Genomic DNA, 18,629 nt, shown 5'->3' with positions numbered 1-18,629 from the left:
CAAATAAAAAGACGTACTTTATCGAGGACTGCTCCTTGGATAAAGTACGTCTTTTCATAATTTGATTTTTTCATGGATCAGCCTTCTCATTTTCGATAAACTCTTCCACTGTCAGGCCAAGCTTCAAATCGTTGTAATAGTGGCCGTTCATATAAATAGTGCGTCTGACCCGGCCTTCGACTATGAATCCGACCTTCTCGTGCATGATTTGAGAAGCCTGGTTGCCATCGACACAGCCGGAATTGCATTTCTGGAGTCTCAGTTCAAAGAAAGCATACCGTAACACGATACGTATAGCCTCTTGAGCATAGCCTTTGTTTCGGAAAGGTCTGTAGATGCGAATGCCGAAACTGAAGGTCCCGTTTTTCATATCGATCGAATTGAGGTAGATGGCTCCGACATGTTCACCCAGCAGGTTATCGATTGAGAACAAGAGGCCATTTTCATAGTCCTTGAAATCGACCCATTCATCGACTTCCGCTTTATCCATGTCGAGACTTTTAGGTAACTCGACGCCCCAGTTCATGAGTCTGAAACCGTTACTGTCATTCGTTTCTTCATTTCTTAGGGTAGCATCCGTTTCTTTCATGGCACGCAAAATGACGCGGTTGCCTTGCCAGAAATTGTAATCAGTATTATTGAAGATGAATTCTTTTGGATTCCATTCAGATGTCATCTGTTCGTCTCCTCGCATTTATTTTTTCAGTCATAAACAAACAAGAAAACCATGATTCGTGTGAACTGATGTATTTAGAAAAGTCGTTAATTAATTTTAGCATAATTAGAGATAATAGAGGTAAGATAAGGCAAGCGATTGCAGAACTGATCGCTATAAATGAGCGACTGTGTTAACAAGATATACTTTTTTTAATGAAACGAGAAAAATGTACTGAAAAAACAAAATAACGGTTGACATTCCCCCTCGTTTGGGTTAATATTCTAGATGGTATTGTTTGCCACCACTATAGGCCTCGGAAACTTATTTTGGAACAGACAACGAAGAGTCTTTCCCCTTTACAACAGATCGATACAGTAAAAGATAGGGAAAGCAATTATTGCTGAAATTGAAATTAGAAAAGAAAATTTGGAGGTTAAGATTGTGCGTACAACATTTATGGCAAATGAAAGTAACATTGAACGTAAATGGTATGTAGTCGACGCTACAGACATTCCTTTAGGACGTCTATCAACTGTCGTTGCATCTATTTTACGTGGTAAAAATAAACCTACGTTCACACCACACGTTGATACAGGTGACCATGTTATCGTATTAAACGCATCACACATTAAATTAACAGGTAAAAAAGCGACGGATAAACTTTATTCTCGTCACACTGGACACCCAGGCGGTTTGAAACAAGTAACTGCTGGAAATATGCGTACCAATAGACCTGAACGTTTGATCGAAACATCTGTTAGAGGTATGATTCCTCATAACTCATTAGGACGCAAACAAATTAAAAAATTACACGTTTATGCTGGTGGAGAACACAAAAACCAAGCACAACAACCTGAAAAACTAGACATCACAAACTTGATTTAAGGAGGGACTTCAATTGACACAAGTACAATATTTAGGAACGGGTCGTCGTAAAAACTCAACAGCCCGTGTTATTATGACTCCAGGTTCTGGCAAAATAACTTTCAACAAAAAAGATATTACTGAATACATTAACTTTGCTCACTTACACTTAGTAGTGAAACAACCGTTAGCTGTTACTGATACAGTAGATAGCTACGACATTAGAATCAATGTCAACGGTGGTGGATTCTCAGGACAAGCAGGCGCTGCTCGTCACGGAATCGCACGTGCATTGTTACAAGTAGATCCTGATTTCCGTCCAGCATTGAAAGCAGCTGGATTGCTTACTCGTGATCCTCGTATGAAAGAGCGTAAAAAACCAGGTCTTAAAAAAGCTCGTAAATCTCCACAATTCTCAAAACGTTAATCAACTCCTTGTTGTATCAACGTTTACAAGAGCTTTTTGGTTCAAGTTGGCTCAAGTCAGCTTAAACCTAATAATGCACTTAGTAGAAAAAAAGCACCGGCATTTTGCTGGTGCTTTTTTTCTGGCATTGATTCAAGATAGTCATGCTGATTATCGAACTTAAAGTAGGTAGTGTTAGATTAAAAAGGTGGTAAGAAAAGTGAATTCAAAAGAAAAAATGTTAGAGTTAATTAAAGAGAAAAAAGCAGGCGGCGGAAAATCTATACAAAAAAAAGACACGCCAAAAAATGACCGAAAATATATGCGAAAAGCTCCAATACTTTTTAATAAGTAATCGTATAGTTAACGAACAGGTGGAAAAGTAGGGAAATGACAATGTGAAATTGTTGATTCTCTACTTTTTCTATACTCTTCTTATTCTTAAAGAATTGAATTGGAATAGTAAACCATTCTTTCTTCTAACAAAGAATCTAGCGAGTGTATTTTGCACTCGCAGTAGAATAATTGTTGAATGCTATTTAAGGCATACTTTAATAATTGAACGTAACACCTTAAATTTCAAAATATACATCATAATGAAACCGACAATTCGGATTGAAATGTGCGGCGCAGTGTGAACATTTTTGATGTGCCATATACTCCTTTATGTTACATTCGGTTAAACATTTTCCGCAAAGGATTGCTTTTTTAGAAAACTCTTCTTTAGACCAGCGCTTTTTGGTATGATTTACACTTTCATCATGGCATTTATAACAAGGATAATAGTCTCCGCAGCATTTAAATTTGATCGCGACAATATCTTTCTCTCCATGATAATGTATACACCGTGTCTGATTATCAATCAAAAATCCTTTTACCTTCATAACATGTCTTTCTCCTTTGTTTGCTTTTTCAAACGCAACAATACTATATAATAAATGTTAGCGTCAGACAAGGGCTGAAGATCATAGACCAAATCTACAAGAATTTCATTTTTTTGAACTAACTCTGTTTATTAAAAGAGAGAGTACGTCTTGAGTACTTATAATAAATAGATATTTACTCTCAATTTAATATAGATTCAACTATAAGATTATAGTGATTTTAATGTATACCATACAGAAAATTCTCCGTCGCAAAAGAATATCTACACTATGATGAGGTTTCTATTACCAATACTTTGTTTGCCAGTCATCTACTTCTCGGGAACACTGCTATTCAATCAACCAGGTATATACTGTATTATTATTGCTTTATTGTTTTATGTTTATTGGATTTACTCGTATCCGAAGCAACATAAGAATACGATCAAGAAACAGTCCGCAAAACTACTGAATGAAGGAGATAATTCTTCGTTTTTTGGGAAGAAAAGAATGGATATTGTAGAAGATAAGTTGATTCTTACAGAAGATAATGCGACAATGACTCTGTCTAAAGACAGAGTCAAAGATAGTAAAGAATACGATGATATGAGCATTCTTTACTTAAGTGCCGTATCTGCATATATCATTCCCAAAAGATATCTGAATGATCAAAACATAACTGATATCCGTGCTATTCTCAAATAATAATCTTCGAATTAAAGAAATTCCTATGACAGGGAGTTTCTTTTTTTATAAATAAGATCGACTAGTGATTACATAGATATGAATAATATTTATAGGGAGTTTTTTTAAAAACTCAAAATGATAAGTTCTTAAAATAAGTTCGAAATGACGTGCTTGTATAAACTATCTTATCTTTAGCGATATAGGATTTCACGGAGAACTTAAGTGTGTTAAATTATAATTAAACAATAATATAGTCTTTAGATAAGAATAGAGAGGAGGGGTTCATTTTGTTAAAAGTATTACATGTTATTTTTTCCATAATCGTGCTTTTTCTAGCAGCATTCAGCCTAATATTTCAAAACTTTGAGTTTCTTCATTTTATGACGTTCTTCTTAGCTTTGACAATGTTGATTATGGGTTTAAAAGAATTCAAAGAAAACCGGAAAATTGCTGGATGGACATATGTAGTAATCTTTTTATTCGGATCATTCGTATCAATTCAGGGGGGTTTATTAAACTGAAGGTTGCTTTGAGGGCTCTATTATTAAGGAGTAGCTCAGCAAAACTAACTTAAATTATTAACTATAAAATTATAATACGAGGAGACATACACATGAAAGTAGTCGTCATAGGTGGCAGTGGACATATCGGGACGTACTTAGTTCCCAAACTAGTAAGAGAAAATCATCAGGTCGTCATGGTCAGTCGGGGGAAGAGTGAGCCTTATATCAAGGACTGGGCTTGGGAAAAGGCGGAACATGTTGCACTGGACCGCAGTAATGACCCGGACTTTACAGCGAAAATTGCAAAGATGAACGCTGATGTTGTGATTGATCTGATCTGTTTTAAACTGGAAGAGGTCAAGCAGATGGTGGGTGCGTTAAAAGAGACTGATCTTTCACATTACCTTTATTGTTCAACGATTTGGACACATGGACGGGCGGAAACAGTTCCTGCAGATCCAAACGGGGTAAAACACCCACTGGATGAGTACGGCAGCCAAAAATATGAAAGTGAAAAATACTTGAAGCATGAGTATCACGTAAATGGCTTTCCGGCAACGATGATCAGCCCGGGACAAATCTGTGGTCCTGGCTGGTCGATCATCAGTCCGCTGGGATACGGGGATGATGGTGTTTTCCAGATAATCGCAGATGGGGAAGAGCTTTGTCTGCCTAACTTTGGCATGGAAACCCTGCATCCAGTACACGCTGAAGATGTGGCGCAGTTGTTTGTGGATGCGATGAACCACCGGACGCAAGCTTTGGGAGAAAACTTTCATGCTGTCTCAGAAGATTCGCTGACACTTTACGGATACGCCATGGCTATGTACCGCTTTTTCAACCAGGAGCCAAAGATCGAATTCTTACCCTGGGATAAGTGGTGCGATTATGTACAGAGTGAACGGCAAACGAGCATTTCAAATCATCACCTCGCTCGCAGCGGGCACTATAGCATCGAGAATGCTAAAAAACTCATTGAATACAAACCGAGGTATTCGGCTACGCAAGTGGTAGAGGCAAGCATTCAAAGTTATATTGATCGCGGAGTGATTACACTTAAATAAGCTATTTACTGTAGTACTCGTTCAATCGGATTGATTCGATTGGGCGAGTTTTTTGTGCAGAAATTTTAAAGTCATCGAAACACTAACTGAACCGTTATTTATTAAGGTGAAAAGAGTTATTGTATAAGGTGAATTGTCCTTTCGTCTGTTTTTAAAGATTTGGTAAACAGCAAGATATTAGCTTTCTGAAAACGACTAATAAAAAATAAGCAGATTCGTGATATAATAGAAATCGGGCATTTTAAATGCATCTGTAAAAAAGGAAAATATTAAGGAGATAAAAAATAAATGACTTACGCACTTGAGATAAAAGATTTGAAAAAAGTATATGCAGGTGGCGTTGAGGCACTCCGTGGCATCGATTTGACGGTTGAAGAAGGAGACTTCTATGCGCTGTTGGGTCCCAATGGTGCCGGTAAATCAACAATCATCGGTATTATCACGTCATTAGTCAACAAGACATCAGGAAACGTAAAAGTGTTTGGCTATGATCTGGATACCGATCTGGTGCGTGCTAAACAGCAGATCGGCCTGGTTCCCCAGGAATTCAACTTCAACCCGTTTGAAAAAGTCCAGCAGATCGTTGTCAATCAGGCTGGATATTACGGCGTTCCACGTAAAGAGGCATTAGAGCGCAGTGAAAAGTACCTGAAACAATCTGATTTATGGGAAAAAAGAGAAGTACGCGCCCGTATGCTTTCAGGTGGAATGAAACGCAGATTGATGATCGCCCGTGCATTGATGCATGAACCCCGTCTACTTATCCTAGATGAACCAACAGCCGGGGTGGATATTGAGCTGAGACGCGAAATGTGGCGTTTCCTGAAAGAGTTGAATGCGAATGGGACAACAATTATTCTAACGACTCATAATCTGGAAGAAGCAGAAATGCTTTGCCGGAATATCGGCATTATTCAAACTGGGGAACTGATCGAAGATACTAGCATGAAAGCCTTACTGGCAAAACTTATGTTTGAGACGTTTATCTTTGATTTAGAGCCTTCTGATATAAAACCAACAATCACAGGTTATCCAAGTCAGCTTGAAGATGAAACGACTCTTTCTGTAGAAGTCGAGCGTAATCAGGGAGTCAACGACGTGTTTGAGCAGCTCAATCAACAGGGGATCAAAGTCCTTTCTATGCGCAATAAATCCAACAGACTGGAAGAATTATTCCTGAAAATCACCGAAAAAACAGACCAAGTGGAGGACTCAAATGTTTAACCTATATTACACAGCTTTAAAAAGTCTGGCAGTCAAAGAAACGAATCGCTATCTGCGTATATGGGTACAAACCCTGGTTCCGCCAGTGATCACGACATCGTTATACTTTGTCATCTTCGGAAATCTGATCGGTGAAAGAATCGGACAGATGGAGGGATTCTCCTATATGGAATTCATCGTACCTGGACTGATCATGATGTCAGTCATCACAAGTTCCTATTCTAATGTCTCTTCATCCTTTTTTTCACAGAAATTTCAGAAAAATATTGAAGAATTGCTGATTGCACCCGTCCCGACACACATCATCATGTGGGGATTTGTCATCGGCGGGATTGGCAGAAGCATTCTCGTGGGGACCCTTGTTACGATTATTTCTCTCTTTTTCGTTCCACTCCAGGCGTATTCATGGTTCATTATCATAGTTACCCTACTTATGACGTCTATTGTGTTCTCATTAGCAGGCTTATTGAACGGTATCTTCGCCCAATCTTTTGATGATGTGTCGATCGTGCCGACCTTTGTCCTGCAGCCGCTGACTTATCTTGGGGGGGTATTTTATGCCATCTCGATGCTGCCTCCATTCTGGCAGGGCGTTTCACGAGTCAATCCAATCGTCTATATGATTTCAGGATTCCGGTATGGTTTCCTTGGTATTATAGATGTGCCGATTTTGCTTTCTATGGGCATACTGATTCTATTTATCGGCGTTCTGTACGCGATCGACTGGTATTTAATTGAAACAGGCCGCGGATTGAGAAGTTAGTGACTGTAAGTTCTCAAAATATAGTATGATTCTGATTTATTTATATCAAAAAAGTTAAACCAGATGTCCTCGACTAATTATGTTGAGGATGTCTGGTTTTTGCTTAATCAGGATGTAATTATAAACCTTATTAGTACCTCTTCTAAGATGGTTAATGTCTACCAGACACCTTAAGGATATTAGTGTTAATGATAAAATCAAATATAAAAAATCATTGTAGATTAACTCACATATGCAAGATGTTATTGATTATACTATATAAATAGTATAATCAATAAGACAAGAGATTTCATTCGAACGATAGAGTGAAAAAGGATAAAATGAAGAGAGGCAATTGTTTCTCAATTACTAAAAATCAGTGTCAAGCGAAAAGAAAAGAGGCTATATAATGTTGAAAAATAACGATTTTTCAGATATAACTTTAGGACGTAGATCCATTCGAGTTTATGATGAAACCGTCAAGATTTCTCGCGAAGAAATGCTTGAAATGATTCAAAAAGCAACAAGAGCCCCGTCATCAGTAAATTTGCAGCCTTGGCGCTTTGTCGCGGTGGATAGCGATGAAGGGAAAGCAAAATTAAGGCCACTGGTTCGATGGAATACAAAACAAAACGATACATCATCAGCAATGCTTCTGATTTTCGGAGATTTGCAGTGTTATGAATACGCAGATGAGATCTACGATAAAGCAGTGGCAGAAGGAAAAATGTCAGAGAAAGAGAAAAATGAGCAGCTGGCTGGTATCATTCCTCTCTATGAAAGCTTCAATAAAGAAAAAATGAAGAAAGCAGTAAGACTCGATTCCGCTTTAGCAGCTATGCAGTTTATGCTTGTTGCACGTAGCCACGGTTATGATACAAATCCTATCGCCGGATTCGAGCATGGCCAATTAGCAGAAGCGGTTGGATTAGACAAAGAACGCTACGTTCCGGTTCTGATTTTATCTGTGGGTAAAGCATTGGAAACAGGCGAAGAAACTGTTCGGCTAGATGCAGTAAAAATCACAACTTTTCTATAATAGGTCATAGTTTGAGCGTATCTTTGTGTGAAAAATGGCTTGATTGTTAATCAACGCAAAATACAAGATGCATATTTTTTAGTAAACGAAAACTTCAAGAGGAGATATACATGGCATTCGACTATGACTTGGATTTTGATAACATTAACTTTCGCGAACAGCCGGAACTTTACAGAGTGGGCAGAGGAGAACAGGGCGTGCTGATGGTAGAGCCCTACAAGAGCGAGATACTCCAGCACGGGCGATTCAAAACGCCTGAGATTGCAAAGGAGTCATCCGAAATGATCTATCAGATGTACCTGGATTATAAAAAGGATGGGGATTTTGTCGGGATGGACATGGCGAGGAAATATCTCCAGATGGGATATACCAGGTCCCGCCGTTATGCGAACTATAAAGGTGGCAGGAAATACGACGAAGACGGTGACGTGAAGGATAGAGATATCGACCCGGAAAAAGCGGAATCAGCCGCTATATTTGAAGAGAAATGGATCATTGTAAGAGAAGACGAAGACTATCTCAAACTAAAAAAAGAACACCAAAAAAAATATGGTTAAGCCAATTAGGAGGAAGCATATGAATTCTAAATTATTGGTTGTGTCTCTATCTTTTATCGTTCTTTTTTCACTAACGGGCTGTTTCGGCACAAGTGAAACGGACGACGAAGGCGATAATAATGGCGAAACTGGGCAAGTCAGCAATGACGACGATACGGAAGATTCTTTTGAAGAAAATTTTCCAGAGCCACCAGGTTTAACTCTTTATGCTGGAGAAGAAACCCTTGATCCTGTTCTTGGTACGTATAGCTGGAGTGTTGGAAATGAGGACGGGACAGTAACTGCAACAGAAGTAGATGCTGCTGCTCCGCCAGAATTAGTCAGGATTATTGATCCGATGGAAGTCACGGCTGACACAACTATCGATCTTGATTTCAAAGAACAACCAAATCGTTACACTGTGAGGATATGGGATGAAGACAACAACGTTCTTAGCGAATCAGATGAAGTTGATCTATCAGGTGAAGGTATAGTTATTTATGAAGTGCTGGCACACTGGGAACAAGGTACAGCAACTTATGCTTTTTATTTAAATATTAAATAGGTTTTTATGTAGTTACTCATTATTTAAAATACACTCCTCTTACTGGACATAACCGTTCGTTAGAAGGCGTGAATTTTTTGCTTTTCATATTGCTTGAGAGACTGATAAGCCACGTAGTATGATACTATATAATTGAAGAAATTATTTTACTATAAATTTATATATAAGGAGCTTACCCATGAAAATTAACTTCACGAAGAAACAGTATCGCTCACTCATAGATTTGATTCATTTAGGAGATATGGTTGTTAACGGTATTCGCACTGATGATACAGTAGAGGAATATGAGGAGCTTCGAGAGTATATCTATTCGTTTGCAAAACAAATGGGACAAGAGGATAACATTAAATATGATAAAGAATACGATATGCACTTTGAAACAAGGGAATATGAGTCAGGAAAAGTTCAGGAGTATATTGAGGATTACGACGATGAAATCTTCTGGACAGAATTAGCCTCACGGTTAGCCACACGAGATACGCAGAAACTGATAATGTTGACTGGAGAGATCTCTGACAAGGATGAAGATTTGAAAAAGTACTGGTCTAGAGAGGATATATACCAGAAGGAATTTGAAGAAAATGGGCTTAGAAACGTAGTAGTGGATTTTAAAAAAGTAAAAAAAAGCTAAGTTGCAGCTGCCTCAGGAACAGAAAAACATCACGAAACCTCCGTCATTTTAAGGGTTCGTGATGTTTTTTCTAGTGTTAAGACAGAAAATTGCTTGCGGTGCTGTTAGATTTCCACGGTATATCAAATCGATCAATGACCATATTATAACTCTACGACAGATAACTTTGCAGGTAAATCTCCAGCTAGTAGTCGATCAGGCGTCCATTATCATTCCACTGACCATAAAGTTTATTGTCTCGAGTATTTGAGATGAACTTATCCAGTCTTCTATTAAACAGATCAGGTTGATTTTCGTTGCCTTGGATATTATCTAAGCGAATTCGTCTGTACAGTTCAGGTAAGGCGAGAAAGTTCTGATACAGCTCTTCATCTGCTTTCAAACGTTCCTCGATCTCAGGGTCTATTTTAAACGAACCAGGGGACATATCTGGCAGGACCTGTCTGCCACTTTCTCTCATCAAGCCCATTTTTTCCAATCGTCGGACCCGTTCTTTATTTAACTCTGTCCAGTTGCTGTTCTTTCGTCTGGGAGAGAATCTCTGAGCGAGCTCTCCGCTAGGTAATTTCTTCTGGATTCCGTCTATCCATCCAAAGCACATGGCCTCTTCAACTGCATCTAAATAGTGAATCCCATCTATTTGTTTAGCCGAACTGATAACTATCCAACAGAAGGTCTCCGTAGCTGCATTCTCTTCAAGCCAGTCACGCAACTCCTGTCTTGTTTTTACTTCGATCAAGTTTGTGATATCCATCTAGCATCAGTCCTTTACAAGTTGCTAATAAATACTTACCAGTAATTTAATGCAAGGCAGTGTTTCAATGATTGTTTATATTTATTATATTCCCTTTACAGACAATTAGTACACTAAATTTCAATACCTATTTCAAGAGTCAGAGTGATCAAGTTGATTAGGGGTTTCCGCTCCGATAGAGCATACTAAAAAGCGGTGTGCGAGGAATAGATAATTCATTCCTCGCACACCGCTTCGTATACTTCATCTATTAAAGAGTCTTTACAAGTAATTAGGCTAAATTATTATTTAGACCAAGGGAAAAGCATTGGTACTCTTTGTGTGTATTCTTCCCATTCATCATATTTCTCCATGTTTTTCTCTAGTAATGGAGTGGATATTTTGATCAATACGGTACTCATTAAAATAGGTGAGATAGCTAACAAGATATAATAAATTGGGTTTACGGAACCAGTAAAGAACAACGTAATACCACTGGCATATAATCCGATCCAAATTAATATCTCTCCAAAATAGTTTGGATGACGTGTGACCGACCATAGTCCTGATTGTAGCAGTTTACCTGTTTTTTTACTGATGTGCTGTCTTAATTGTTCGTCACCAACCACTTCAAAGAGTAGTCCGATCAGCGCAATAAGCAATCCAGCGTAAACGAAATACTGATGAGCTGCATCAAAACTGAATTCGTTGTATTTGATCACTGTATAACTGGCAGATCCAACGATAAAGTTGATAATGCCTTGAACCATAAATACTCTGAAAAAGGCAATGAGGACGACGTTATCTCCCCACTCTTCACGCCACTGTGCGTATCTGAAATCCTCGGGTTTTCCATAATTTCTTTTCAATAAACGTAATGATAACCTGAGACCCCATACAGTGATAAATCCAACAATCACATATGATAAAATGGTGGGATCTTCAGTCACCAATAGCGTAAGCCAACTACCAACAACAAACCCCATTCCCCAACCAATGTCGACAATGGAATTGTTTTTGATCACGGTTGCTATAATAAAGATTATGGTGAAATAAGCAAAGGTGAAAAGTAATGGCACCAGTAGTCCATCCAAACCTATATTAGTAAATCCTTGTGTAGCGATTGCCAGCGTTGCTAAAAACAATATAGGGTAAATAATAAGTCTTTTCTTATCCATAACGCACCTCTTTCAGTTTTATAAATAACAATATACCATAAAAAAAGTATATAAATCTAGTTAGCCCTATAATAAGGTATGCTACTTTTATTATAAATAACTACAGCAGAAACAGACGCAAGTTTTTAATCGGAACTCACCCTACTTGAAAGCGTGAATCCAATAAAGTAAATGGCTACGCCCAATATAGCTGAAATATATATAATTAGATTGTTCAGACTCATGTCACCAAAGAAAAATAACAGAAGAACAGTCGCACTATACAACATTTGACTTGCTAAGAGTCTGGATCTGTTTACTCTCTTACCTCTATCATCTGTGGTTTCAACTTTTGATAAAAACCAAAACAACATAAACGATAGACACAATGTGGCAATTACAAATAGGGTTATAGGATCTAAATAATCTATATTATTGAAGGATAAATAGTTCATGAAAAAACTTTCTACTATAAAAAATGCCAACCCGATCCCACTAGCTATTAATACCACTTTTGCTTTTTCTCTCGTTTTTGTGATAAACGTCATAGCTAAAAGAAATATAAGTAAGTAGACACTGTTTTCATCGTTAAAAGATAGGTAAACAGTGAATCCCAGTACTGAATATATGTCGAAAACGGTTAGTTCTTTTCCCGTGATGCCATTTACCATTCTCATAAGTAGAAGTATCCAGAAAATAATTATGAGCTGAACATTTTCATAATGGAGTAAATTTAAAAGTGAAAAGGCAGCGGCTATAAATGCTGAATACTGATGTTTTGAATCAAGTTCTCTGGAAAGTGCCCAGGTCAAAAAGACGCCAATACCTATATATAGCCCTGCTGAAATTTCTCCTATTAACGCCCACCCGAAAGCGGCGGCTAATGCTGCCAATAGTGCTATTAGCTGATTTGTTTTATAGCTAAAATTCATATTTCTTCCCAATGTAAAGATAAAACCACTCCTTCATGAACAAAGTATGCCCTGATTTTTTTCTGATTAATAAACTGTTCTTCCGTATGTCTTTTCAATTCTTTCTAATTCAATATTCGATAAAGTGCTTCTGCTATAATTTGATAACCTGCACTGTTTGGATGGAATTCATCTAGAGAGAGATAGTCGTTTAAATGATATTGAAACAATTCATACGTTGGTATATAGGCAAAGTTAATATCCGAAGCTACAATTAAACGCGTTTCGTAATTCCATTTTAAAACTAATCTGGTATTTTGTAGTTCTTCTTGGCTATAAGGATTGTATAAACCTATTAAGGCTAATTGTGCATCTGGATTGATGGATCGAATCTCTCTTACTGTAAAGTCTAGATTTTCTTTGTAGGTGTTGAGTGCTTCTTCAAATGCGAGCGTTAAAGTTAAATTATCTTCGTACTCCAGACGATTTAAATCATTTCCCCCAATTGAAATAATTATCAACTGTGCACTTTTGATACTGGAATTATGTTCTCCGCTCTCAATTAAAGCTGCAAGTTGATTGCTGTCATAGCCGGGTACTGAGATGTTTGTAAGGGTCTTTTCGTCTGCATCTTCGTCAGTCATTAAATTTAGGTATCTTTCGCCTATACCTAAATTTTCTTCGTCTCCGAATCCAAATCCTATAGAGTCTCCAAGAATGAGTATATCAGAAGGATCTGCTGGAATCAGGTCTTCTTCGGGCGTAGTTATTGAGTCTTGCATCGGGTCTTCTGTATAAACGTTTTCTTCACTCCTGCTTATAACGATAGAGGCAACGAAACCTGATACAAATAGGATCGATAGGGCTAATGCACCCACAAATAATAGGGGCCATATCACTTTTTTATACATAGTTATCCTCCTTGAACATCGACTTAAACCAAGACATCTTTGCGATTAAATACGATAAAACTTATCAGCAATGACACTACAGCCCAACCACTTAGTATTAGAATAGAAAAGTTCAAACTCATTCCTTCGACAGGTTGATAGGAGCCGGTCAAATAGCGCGTCAGATCTAAATTGGTCACGAAAAAGTATTTGACGAGTTCCCATTCAGATAAGAAAAACTGTAAAAATTGACCGCCGATCAGAGACGCCATCAATATGCCTATAGCTGATGAACTATTATCAACGATAACGGAAATCAACAGCGTTATAGAGGCTACTATGATAGAGACAAACCACAATAGAGAATAAATCAGTAAAGTATATTGAAAGCGGGAGATCAATATAGTTGAATCTGAATCTAATGTACCCTCAAACAAACTAAAACCTGTCACTACGGGTTCACTGAATCCCCATTCTTGGAAGAACAAATAAGCTACCAAAGTCGATATGATACCGATAATAAAAACTAAAACCGTGGTCATGATCAAAAGGGCAATATACTTGCTCAATAATACTTTCCACCGGGGGACAGCGCGTGTGAGCAAGATTTTGATTGTTTTTTTGGAGAATTCATTTGAAACTAAATCCGCAGCTAATATGACAATGAGAAGAGGGATAAACAAGGTGATACCTTGTTCTACAAATGCAACATTAAATTTAGAGGCGGTAGGAGTGATAGGATTGATGTCGTTCTCAATAAAATAAGTCAGCTGCTGAATTTCTCTATCGATAGACGCTCTTACTTCCTCAGGTATGAATTCATCGCTACTGCGTTCTTCAAGATCACTGAGTCTTTGAGCAGTAAGGGATTCCCAATCATAGGCTATCCCACCAGATTCTGCTTCAAATTGTTGTATGTTTCGGTCATAAGAATATTTTTGTCCATACGAGAACAGACCTACAAAAATCAAAAGTAAAACGATGATCAGCAGCATTTTTTTCTTTAATAAAATCTTCATCACTTCATTTTGCGTCAACGAAAGCATAGTATCACACCCTTACTAGATTTTATTTTTCCCTGTGAGTGCTAAAAATAAATCTTCCAATGTTCTTTTCTTATTTTCAACATACTTGATCTCAAAACCTAAATTGAATAATGTTTTATTTATTTCTGCAAGCATTTCTACATCCACTAAGGCGTTTAGATTTTGTGCCTCAATAGATGAAGCTATATTAAATTTATTTTTGAGGATCTCTTGTGCCTTTTTTGGATCATCCAGCGTCCAAATGACTTCTCCAGTTGATAGCAGGTCATCTATTGAGGCATTTCTGATGATGCTGCCATTATTTATAATACTGACGCGATCACACATCAATTGAACTTCACTAATTAGATGCGAAGAAATCAAGACTGAGATGTCTTTATCTCTAGCCAAATTTTTTACGATTTCTCTAAATTCGTGGATGCCTTGAGGATCAAGCCCATTTGTCGGTTCGTCTAAAATCAATAGTTTGGGTTTGTGAATCAGGGCCTGAGCTAAACCGATCCGTTGCTTCATTCCCATGGAATAAACTTCAACTTTATCATGGATACGATTACCCATACCGACTAATTCTACAGCGTCATCTATATCTTTTTTAGTCACACCTTTTGACATGCTACCGAGCATTTCAAGGTTTTTATATCCACTCATATAATCATAAAGATCTGGACCTTCTATGATACAGCCGACATTAGACATTGCTTTTACATACTCTTTTTTAATCGAATACCCACAGATTTTTATATCTCCGGAAGTAGGCTTTGATAAACCTACGAGCATCCGTAAAGTCGTCGTTTTCCCAGAACCATTTGGTCCTAAAAAACCTAATATTTCACCCTGTTTGATATCAAAATTGACCTCTTTTATGATCTGCTTTTTCTTGATCTGCTTTGTTATGTTTGAAACCTTTAACACTGATGTATCCATAATAAGCCTCTTTTCAAGGGTAGTTTGATTTCTGAGTATTCAATACTGGCTGATGGATTTAAATTTCTTTTTTTAGGTAAAAGAACAAGCAAAAGATATGTTAATACTATTGTAGCACTATACACACTTGTAGAATAGTAAAACAATAATAAAGGACCAGCAATAATTTTACTGGTCCTTTATCTGATTTAACTTTTCATCATAGTATGGGTTTGAAGGGCAAAAGACTCGATAGCTCAACTTTTTCTAACTACAACTAACACAGATTCAACCGTTATTTTTTTAGTATCCTAAAGTCCAATTTTTAACTATCTTAAGATGAATTATCCCAGAACAGAAAGTGAAAAAGACTGCCTTTTTAATATCTCTAATTTGATTTTAGGAACGCATGTAAACTATCTCCCCAGTCACAAATGGCTGTTACGACTGGCTCTAGACTCAGTCCGATTTCGGTTAGTTTATAGTCCACTTTGGGAGGGACCACCGGGTAAACGGTTCGCTGGATGATATGATCTTCCTCTAATTCTCTTAGTTGTCGGATCAACATCCGCTGGTTGATATCTGGGAAAATCCTTTGAAGTTCGCTTAGTCGTAAGGGAGATTCTTGGAGTAGTGCCCAGACGATTGCAATTTTCCAACGTCCGCCAATAACAGATAAGGCCAAGTCTTTGTTCGTATGGAATTCTTTTCCTTTATGTAGCATGGACTGATTCAAATCCTTTCTCGAAACATGAGTATACCCTATGGTGACAAATATGTCAGTATTAACTTTCTGATCATTATCCAATACAATGGGTTATTGGGAAGAACGACACTCTGATACTATAAGAGGTCTTTCCTTTAAAGGCAATCAAATGAATGAGGTTTAACAAGTTTAGGATGTATAATGAGTTAATGAAGAGGTACGAAGAAAAGAAAGTAGGAAAAACATGAAAAGCAGAGCCGCAGTAGCATTTGGTCCAAATGAACCCCTTGAAATTGTCGAGATCGATGTTGAAGAACCAAAAGAAAATGAAGTAAGGGTAAAAATATTGTATACGTCTGTTTGTCATACAGATGCCTTTACGTTATCTGGAGAGGACCCAGAAGGCGTTTTTCCGGCAGTTTTAGGACATGAAGGTGGAGGAATCGTTGAATCGGTCGGGAAGGGTGTCACATCCTTCAAACCGGGCGATCACGTCATCCCCCTATATACAGCAGAATGTGGGAAGTGTAAGTTCTGTCTTTCCGGGAAAACAAATTTATGCAGTTCAGTCCGTGAGACTCAAGGTAAAGGGCTGATGAAGGATGGGACGACTCGTTTTTCATATAATGGCGAGCCGATTTATCATTATATGGGGACCAGCACCTTTAGTGAATACACAGTCGTAAATGATGTCAACCTGGTTAAAGTCGACGAAAATGCACCATTAGAAAAGGTTTGCTTACTTGGTTGCGGTGTAACGACGGGCATGGGTGCCGTTAAAAACACGGCGAAAGTTGAAGAAGGCGCAGTCACTGCCGTATTTGGCCTGGGGGCAATCGGCTTGGCTGCCATTCAAGGCTTGAAAAAAGCAAATGCAAAACGGATCATTGCCATTGATATAAACCCGAAAAAATGGGAATTAGCTAAAAAGATGGGTGCGACGGACTTTGTTGATCCAAAAGAACACGACCGTCCGATCCAGGAAGTCATTGTCGAAATGACAGATGGCGGTGTGGATTACAGTTTTGAATGTATCGGGAACGTGGATGTCATGAGATCAGCGCTTGAATGCTGCCACAAAGGTTGGGGCGAAAGCATCATCCTTGGTGTCGCAGGTGCTGGCAAAGAAATCAGTACACGCCCATTCCAACTCGTTACCGGTCGAGTCTGGCGCGGGTCGGCATTTGGTGGCGTAAAAGGAAGAACGGAACTGCCTGGAATGGTTTTGGATTATATGGACGGCGAGATCGATTTGGATTCGTTTATTACGCACAACTTGAAATTTGAAGAGATCAACGAAGCATTTGACCTATTACACAAAGGTGAATCCATCCGTACAGTTTTAGCCTACTAAGCGTTGAATTTAATTTAACTTTAGTTCATCAGAAATTGAGGAGGAAATGATGTGTCAGAAGTAGAACTTTTAGAAGAACATCGTATTTTCGACGGGGTACAATACAAGTATCGTCACAAGTCTGAAATTCTGGACTGTCCGATGACGTTCAGCTTGTTTTTACCGAATAAAGACAGATTTCCTGAGCCGTCTTTGTTATGGTGGCTGTCAGGTTTGACGTGCACCGATGATAATTTCACCCATAAAGCGGGCGCACAACGAGCAGCAGCGCGTTTGGGGATCGCTATGATCATGCCGGACACGAGTCCCAGAGGCGAAGAGATAGCTGACTCGGAAGATTATGACTTAGGACAGGGAGCCGGGTTTTACCTTAATGCGACTGAAGAACCATGGGCAGCGCACTATAAAATGTACGACTATATAATAGAAGAATTAACCAGTCTAGTTCGGGAAGAATTTAGTTTGAATGGGCCAGAATTTATTTCGGGACATTCAATGGGTGGTCACGGAGCATTGGTTTTAGGACTGAAAAATCCAGAACGATTCCAGTCGATCACAGCATTCGCGCCGATCGTTAACCCGAGCCAAGTACCCTGGGGTATGAAAGCCTTTGAGAACTATCTTGGAGAAGATAAAAGTAGGTGGGCTGAGTGGGATGCATTGGCGTTGATGAAGCAACATTCAGGTAAGATAGTACCTATCCTGATCGACCAGGGCGATGCCGATCCTTTTTATAAGAAAGAACTGGAACCGGCTAAGCTAGCCGAAGCTGCAGAAGAGAAGGCTTACCCTTTGACGGTTCGCATGCAAAAAGGGCGTGACCACAGTTTTTATACGATTTCAACATTCATAGAAGAGCATCTCGAGTTTCATATGAATGAATTGAAAAAAGATAGAGGTATTCAGAAGTAGAAGAATACGCTGATTGAACACCGGAATATATCATCGCTGATATTTGAAAAAGTTTGAGTGCTGCGGCAAGATCGTTATTCGACAACTTGGCTCTTGAAAATCAGTTTTGGCGTCGCAATCGGGTCTGAAATGCCTGTGAATAAAACGACAATAGAATTATCCAAGGAATAACTGGTTAGTCAAGCTTCTCTAAAACTGGTTCATTCTGGAGCAGCCTCTAGAACGTGCTGCAAAT

At 38.4% G+C, this 18,629-nt stretch carries 23 protein-coding genes; 14 read left to right on the top strand and 9 right to left on the bottom strand.

Going from position 1 to position 18,629, the window contains the following annotated elements:
• Positions 1–70: 70 nt before the first annotated feature.
• Positions 71–676, bottom strand: a complete 606-nt coding sequence (locus AX762_RS04560) for a GNAT family N-acetyltransferase (protein WP_071847969.1) — start codon at positions 674–676, stop codon at positions 71–73.
• A 423-nt stretch (positions 677–1,099) separates the two neighbouring features.
• On the opposite strand from AX762_RS04560, the gene rplM reads away from it, so the two are divergent.
• From rplM to AX762_RS13110, 3 genes are all read left to right on the top strand, one after another.
• Positions 1,100–1,543, top strand: coding sequence for a 50S ribosomal protein L13 (gene rplM / locus AX762_RS04555; protein WP_071847968.1), 444 nt, complete (start codon positions 1,100–1,102; stop codon positions 1,541–1,543).
• A gap of 13 nt (positions 1,544–1,556) precedes the next feature.
• Positions 1,557–1,949, top strand: coding sequence for a 30S ribosomal protein S9 (gene rpsI, locus AX762_RS04550; RefSeq protein ID WP_071847967.1), 393 nt, complete (start codon positions 1,557–1,559; stop codon positions 1,947–1,949).
• 199 nt (positions 1,950–2,148) lie between these two features.
• Positions 2,149–2,283 (top strand): hypothetical protein, encoded by a 135-nt coding sequence (locus AX762_RS13110; RefSeq protein ID WP_071847966.1) that lies wholly within the window; start codon positions 2,149–2,151, stop codon positions 2,281–2,283.
• Between the two features lie 217 nt (positions 2,284–2,500).
• Here the strand turns inward: AX762_RS13110 and AX762_RS13300 are convergent, their stop codons facing one another.
• Positions 2,501–2,812: a CHY zinc finger protein gene (locus AX762_RS13300; RefSeq protein ID WP_071847965.1), complete on the bottom strand. Its 312-nt coding sequence runs from the start codon at positions 2,810–2,812 to the stop codon at positions 2,501–2,503.
• Between the two features lie 270 nt (positions 2,813–3,082).
• Between AX762_RS13300 and AX762_RS04535 the strand changes: the two genes are divergently transcribed.
• The 9 genes from AX762_RS04535 to AX762_RS04495 all read left to right on the top strand — a co-directional run bounded on the left by AX762_RS04535 (position 3,083) and on the right by AX762_RS04495 (position 9,782).
• Entirely contained in the window at positions 3,083–3,496 is a 414-nt protein-coding gene (locus AX762_RS04535; RefSeq protein ID WP_083432792.1) for a YcxB family protein, read from the top strand.
• Positions 3,497–3,858: 362 nt separating this feature from the next.
• Positions 3,859–3,999, top strand: a complete 141-nt coding sequence (locus tag AX762_RS13295) for a DUF3953 domain-containing protein (RefSeq protein ID WP_371261631.1) — start codon at positions 3,859–3,861, stop codon at positions 3,997–3,999.
• A 92-nt stretch (positions 4,000–4,091) separates the two neighbouring features.
• On the top strand, positions 4,092–5,045 hold the full coding sequence (locus AX762_RS04525) for an NAD(P)-dependent oxidoreductase (protein WP_071847963.1): 954 nt from the start codon (positions 4,092–4,094) through the stop codon (positions 5,043–5,045).
• 288 nt (positions 5,046–5,333) lie between these two features.
• Complete coding sequence (locus AX762_RS04520; RefSeq protein WP_071847962.1) at positions 5,334–6,269, top strand: ABC transporter ATP-binding protein; 936 nt, start codon at positions 5,334–5,336, stop codon at positions 6,267–6,269.
• Positions 6,262–7,032: an ABC transporter permease gene (locus tag AX762_RS04515; protein ID WP_071847961.1), complete on the top strand. Its 771-nt coding sequence runs from the start codon at positions 6,262–6,264 to the stop codon at positions 7,030–7,032. Before AX762_RS04520 ends, AX762_RS04515 begins: the two co-directional genes overlap by 8 nt.
• Positions 7,033–7,420: 388 nt before the next feature.
• Positions 7,421–8,050, top strand: coding sequence for a nitroreductase family protein (locus AX762_RS04510; RefSeq protein WP_071847960.1), 630 nt, complete (start codon positions 7,421–7,423; stop codon positions 8,048–8,050).
• 110 nt (positions 8,051–8,160) lie between these two features.
• Positions 8,161–8,607, top strand: coding sequence for a DUF4385 domain-containing protein (locus AX762_RS04505; RefSeq protein ID WP_071847959.1), 447 nt, complete (start codon positions 8,161–8,163; stop codon positions 8,605–8,607).
• Between the two features lie 19 nt (positions 8,608–8,626).
• A complete protein-coding gene (locus AX762_RS04500) occupies positions 8,627–9,151 on the top strand; it encodes a hypothetical protein (protein WP_083432791.1) in 525 nt (174 codons plus the stop codon).
• A 178-nt stretch (positions 9,152–9,329) separates the two neighbouring features.
• Positions 9,330–9,782 carry a hypothetical protein gene (locus AX762_RS04495; protein ID WP_071847958.1) on the top strand — a complete coding sequence of 151 codons (453 nt, stop codon included), beginning with the start codon at positions 9,330–9,332 and terminating at the stop codon, positions 9,780–9,782.
• Between the two features lie 184 nt (positions 9,783–9,966).
• Here the strand turns inward: AX762_RS04495 and AX762_RS04490 are convergent, their stop codons facing one another.
• The 7 genes from AX762_RS04490 to AX762_RS04460 form a co-directional block, all read right to left on the bottom strand.
• The gene (locus tag AX762_RS04490) at positions 9,967–10,536 is read right to left on the bottom strand and encodes a YdeI family protein (RefSeq protein WP_071847957.1); all 570 of its coding nucleotides are present in this window, start codon (positions 10,534–10,536) and stop codon (positions 9,967–9,969) included.
• A 284-nt stretch (positions 10,537–10,820) separates the two neighbouring features.
• Positions 10,821–11,693: a DUF1295 domain-containing protein gene (locus tag AX762_RS04485; protein ID WP_083432790.1), complete on the bottom strand. Its 873-nt coding sequence runs from the start codon at positions 11,691–11,693 to the stop codon at positions 10,821–10,823.
• 125 nt (positions 11,694–11,818) lie between these two features.
• The gene (locus AX762_RS04480; RefSeq protein ID WP_071847956.1) at positions 11,819–12,604 is read right to left on the bottom strand and encodes a hypothetical protein; all 786 of its coding nucleotides are present in this window, start codon (positions 12,602–12,604) and stop codon (positions 11,819–11,821) included.
• 104 nt (positions 12,605–12,708) lie between these two features.
• Positions 12,709–13,494: a GDSL-type esterase/lipase family protein gene (locus AX762_RS04475; RefSeq protein ID WP_071847955.1), complete on the bottom strand. Its 786-nt coding sequence runs from the start codon at positions 13,492–13,494 to the stop codon at positions 12,709–12,711.
• Positions 13,495–13,517: 23 nt separating this feature from the next.
• A complete protein-coding gene (locus tag AX762_RS04470; protein ID WP_071847954.1) occupies positions 13,518–14,519 on the bottom strand; it encodes an ABC transporter permease in 1,002 nt (333 codons plus the stop codon).
• 15 nt (positions 14,520–14,534) lie between these two features.
• Positions 14,535–15,443 (bottom strand): ABC transporter ATP-binding protein, encoded by a 909-nt coding sequence (locus AX762_RS04465; RefSeq protein ID WP_071847953.1) that lies wholly within the window; start codon positions 15,441–15,443, stop codon positions 14,535–14,537.
• A 367-nt stretch (positions 15,444–15,810) separates the two neighbouring features.
• The gene (locus tag AX762_RS04460; protein WP_071847952.1) at positions 15,811–16,146 is read right to left on the bottom strand and encodes a helix-turn-helix domain-containing protein; all 336 of its coding nucleotides are present in this window, start codon (positions 16,144–16,146) and stop codon (positions 15,811–15,813) included.
• Positions 16,147–16,372: 226 nt separating this feature from the next.
• On the opposite strand from AX762_RS04460, the gene AX762_RS04455 reads away from it, so the two are divergent.
• A complete protein-coding gene (locus tag AX762_RS04455; RefSeq protein WP_071847951.1) occupies positions 16,373–17,482 on the top strand; it encodes an S-(hydroxymethyl)glutathione dehydrogenase/class III alcohol dehydrogenase in 1,110 nt (369 codons plus the stop codon).
• A gap of 51 nt (positions 17,483–17,533) precedes the next feature.
• Positions 17,534–18,394, top strand: coding sequence for an S-formylglutathione hydrolase (fghA, locus tag AX762_RS04450; RefSeq protein WP_071847950.1), 861 nt, complete (start codon positions 17,534–17,536; stop codon positions 18,392–18,394).
• Positions 18,395–18,629: the final 235 nt, after the last annotated feature.

The organism is Alkalibacterium sp. 20 (assembly GCF_001885615.1).
Lineage (GTDB): Bacteria > Bacillota > Bacilli > Lactobacillales > Carnobacteriaceae_A > Alkalibacterium.
This window is presented reverse-complemented; position numbering and strand designations above follow the sequence as displayed.

Coding starts and splice junctions, on each gene's coding strand:
- AX762_RS04525 (WP_071847963.1), top strand. CDS start 4,092: ATGAAAGTAGTCGTCATAGGTGGCAGTGGACATATCGGGACGTACTTA.
- AX762_RS04500 (WP_083432791.1), top strand. CDS start 8,627: ATGAATTCTAAATTATTGGTTGTGTCTCTATCTTTTATCGTTCTTTTT.
- AX762_RS04490 (WP_071847957.1), bottom strand. CDS start 10,536: ATGGATATCACAAACTTGATCGAAGTAAAAACAAGACAGGAGTTGCGT.
- AX762_RS04455 (WP_071847951.1), top strand. CDS start 16,373: ATGAAAAGCAGAGCCGCAGTAGCATTTGGTCCAAATGAACCCCTTGAA.
- AX762_RS04560 (WP_071847969.1), bottom strand. CDS start 676: ATGACATCTGAATGGAATCCAAAAGAATTCATCTTCAATAATACTGAT.
- AX762_RS13300 (WP_071847965.1), bottom strand. CDS start 2,812: ATGAAGGTAAAAGGATTTTTGATTGATAATCAGACACGGTGTATACAT.
- AX762_RS04465 (WP_071847953.1), bottom strand. CDS start 15,443: ATGGATACATCAGTGTTAAAGGTTTCAAACATAACAAAGCAGATCAAG.
- AX762_RS04470 (WP_071847954.1), bottom strand. CDS start 14,519: ATGCTTTCGTTGACGCAAAATGAAGTGATGAAGATTTTATTAAAGAAA.
- AX762_RS04460 (WP_071847952.1), bottom strand. CDS start 16,146: ATGCTACATAAAGGAAAAGAATTCCATACGAACAAAGACTTGGCCTTA.
- AX762_RS04520 (WP_071847962.1), top strand. CDS start 5,334: ATGACTTACGCACTTGAGATAAAAGATTTGAAAAAAGTATATGCAGGT.
- AX762_RS04510 (WP_071847960.1), top strand. CDS start 7,421: ATGTTGAAAAATAACGATTTTTCAGATATAACTTTAGGACGTAGATCC.
- AX762_RS04505 (WP_071847959.1), top strand. CDS start 8,161: ATGGCATTCGACTATGACTTGGATTTTGATAACATTAACTTTCGCGAA.
- AX762_RS13295 (WP_371261631.1), top strand. CDS start 3,859: ATGACGTTCTTCTTAGCTTTGACAATGTTGATTATGGGTTTAAAAGAA.
- AX762_RS04480 (WP_071847956.1), bottom strand. CDS start 12,604: ATGAATTTTAGCTATAAAACAAATCAGCTAATAGCACTATTGGCAGCA.
- AX762_RS04495 (WP_071847958.1), top strand. CDS start 9,330: ATGAAAATTAACTTCACGAAGAAACAGTATCGCTCACTCATAGATTTG.
- AX762_RS04535 (WP_083432792.1), top strand. CDS start 3,083: ATGATGAGGTTTCTATTACCAATACTTTGTTTGCCAGTCATCTACTTC.
- AX762_RS04485 (WP_083432790.1), bottom strand. CDS start 11,693: ATGGATAAGAAAAGACTTATTATTTACCCTATATTGTTTTTAGCAACG.
- AX762_RS04475 (WP_071847955.1), bottom strand. CDS start 13,494: ATGTATAAAAAAGTGATATGGCCCCTATTATTTGTGGGTGCATTAGCC.
- AX762_RS04515 (WP_071847961.1), top strand. CDS start 6,262: ATGTTTAACCTATATTACACAGCTTTAAAAAGTCTGGCAGTCAAAGAA.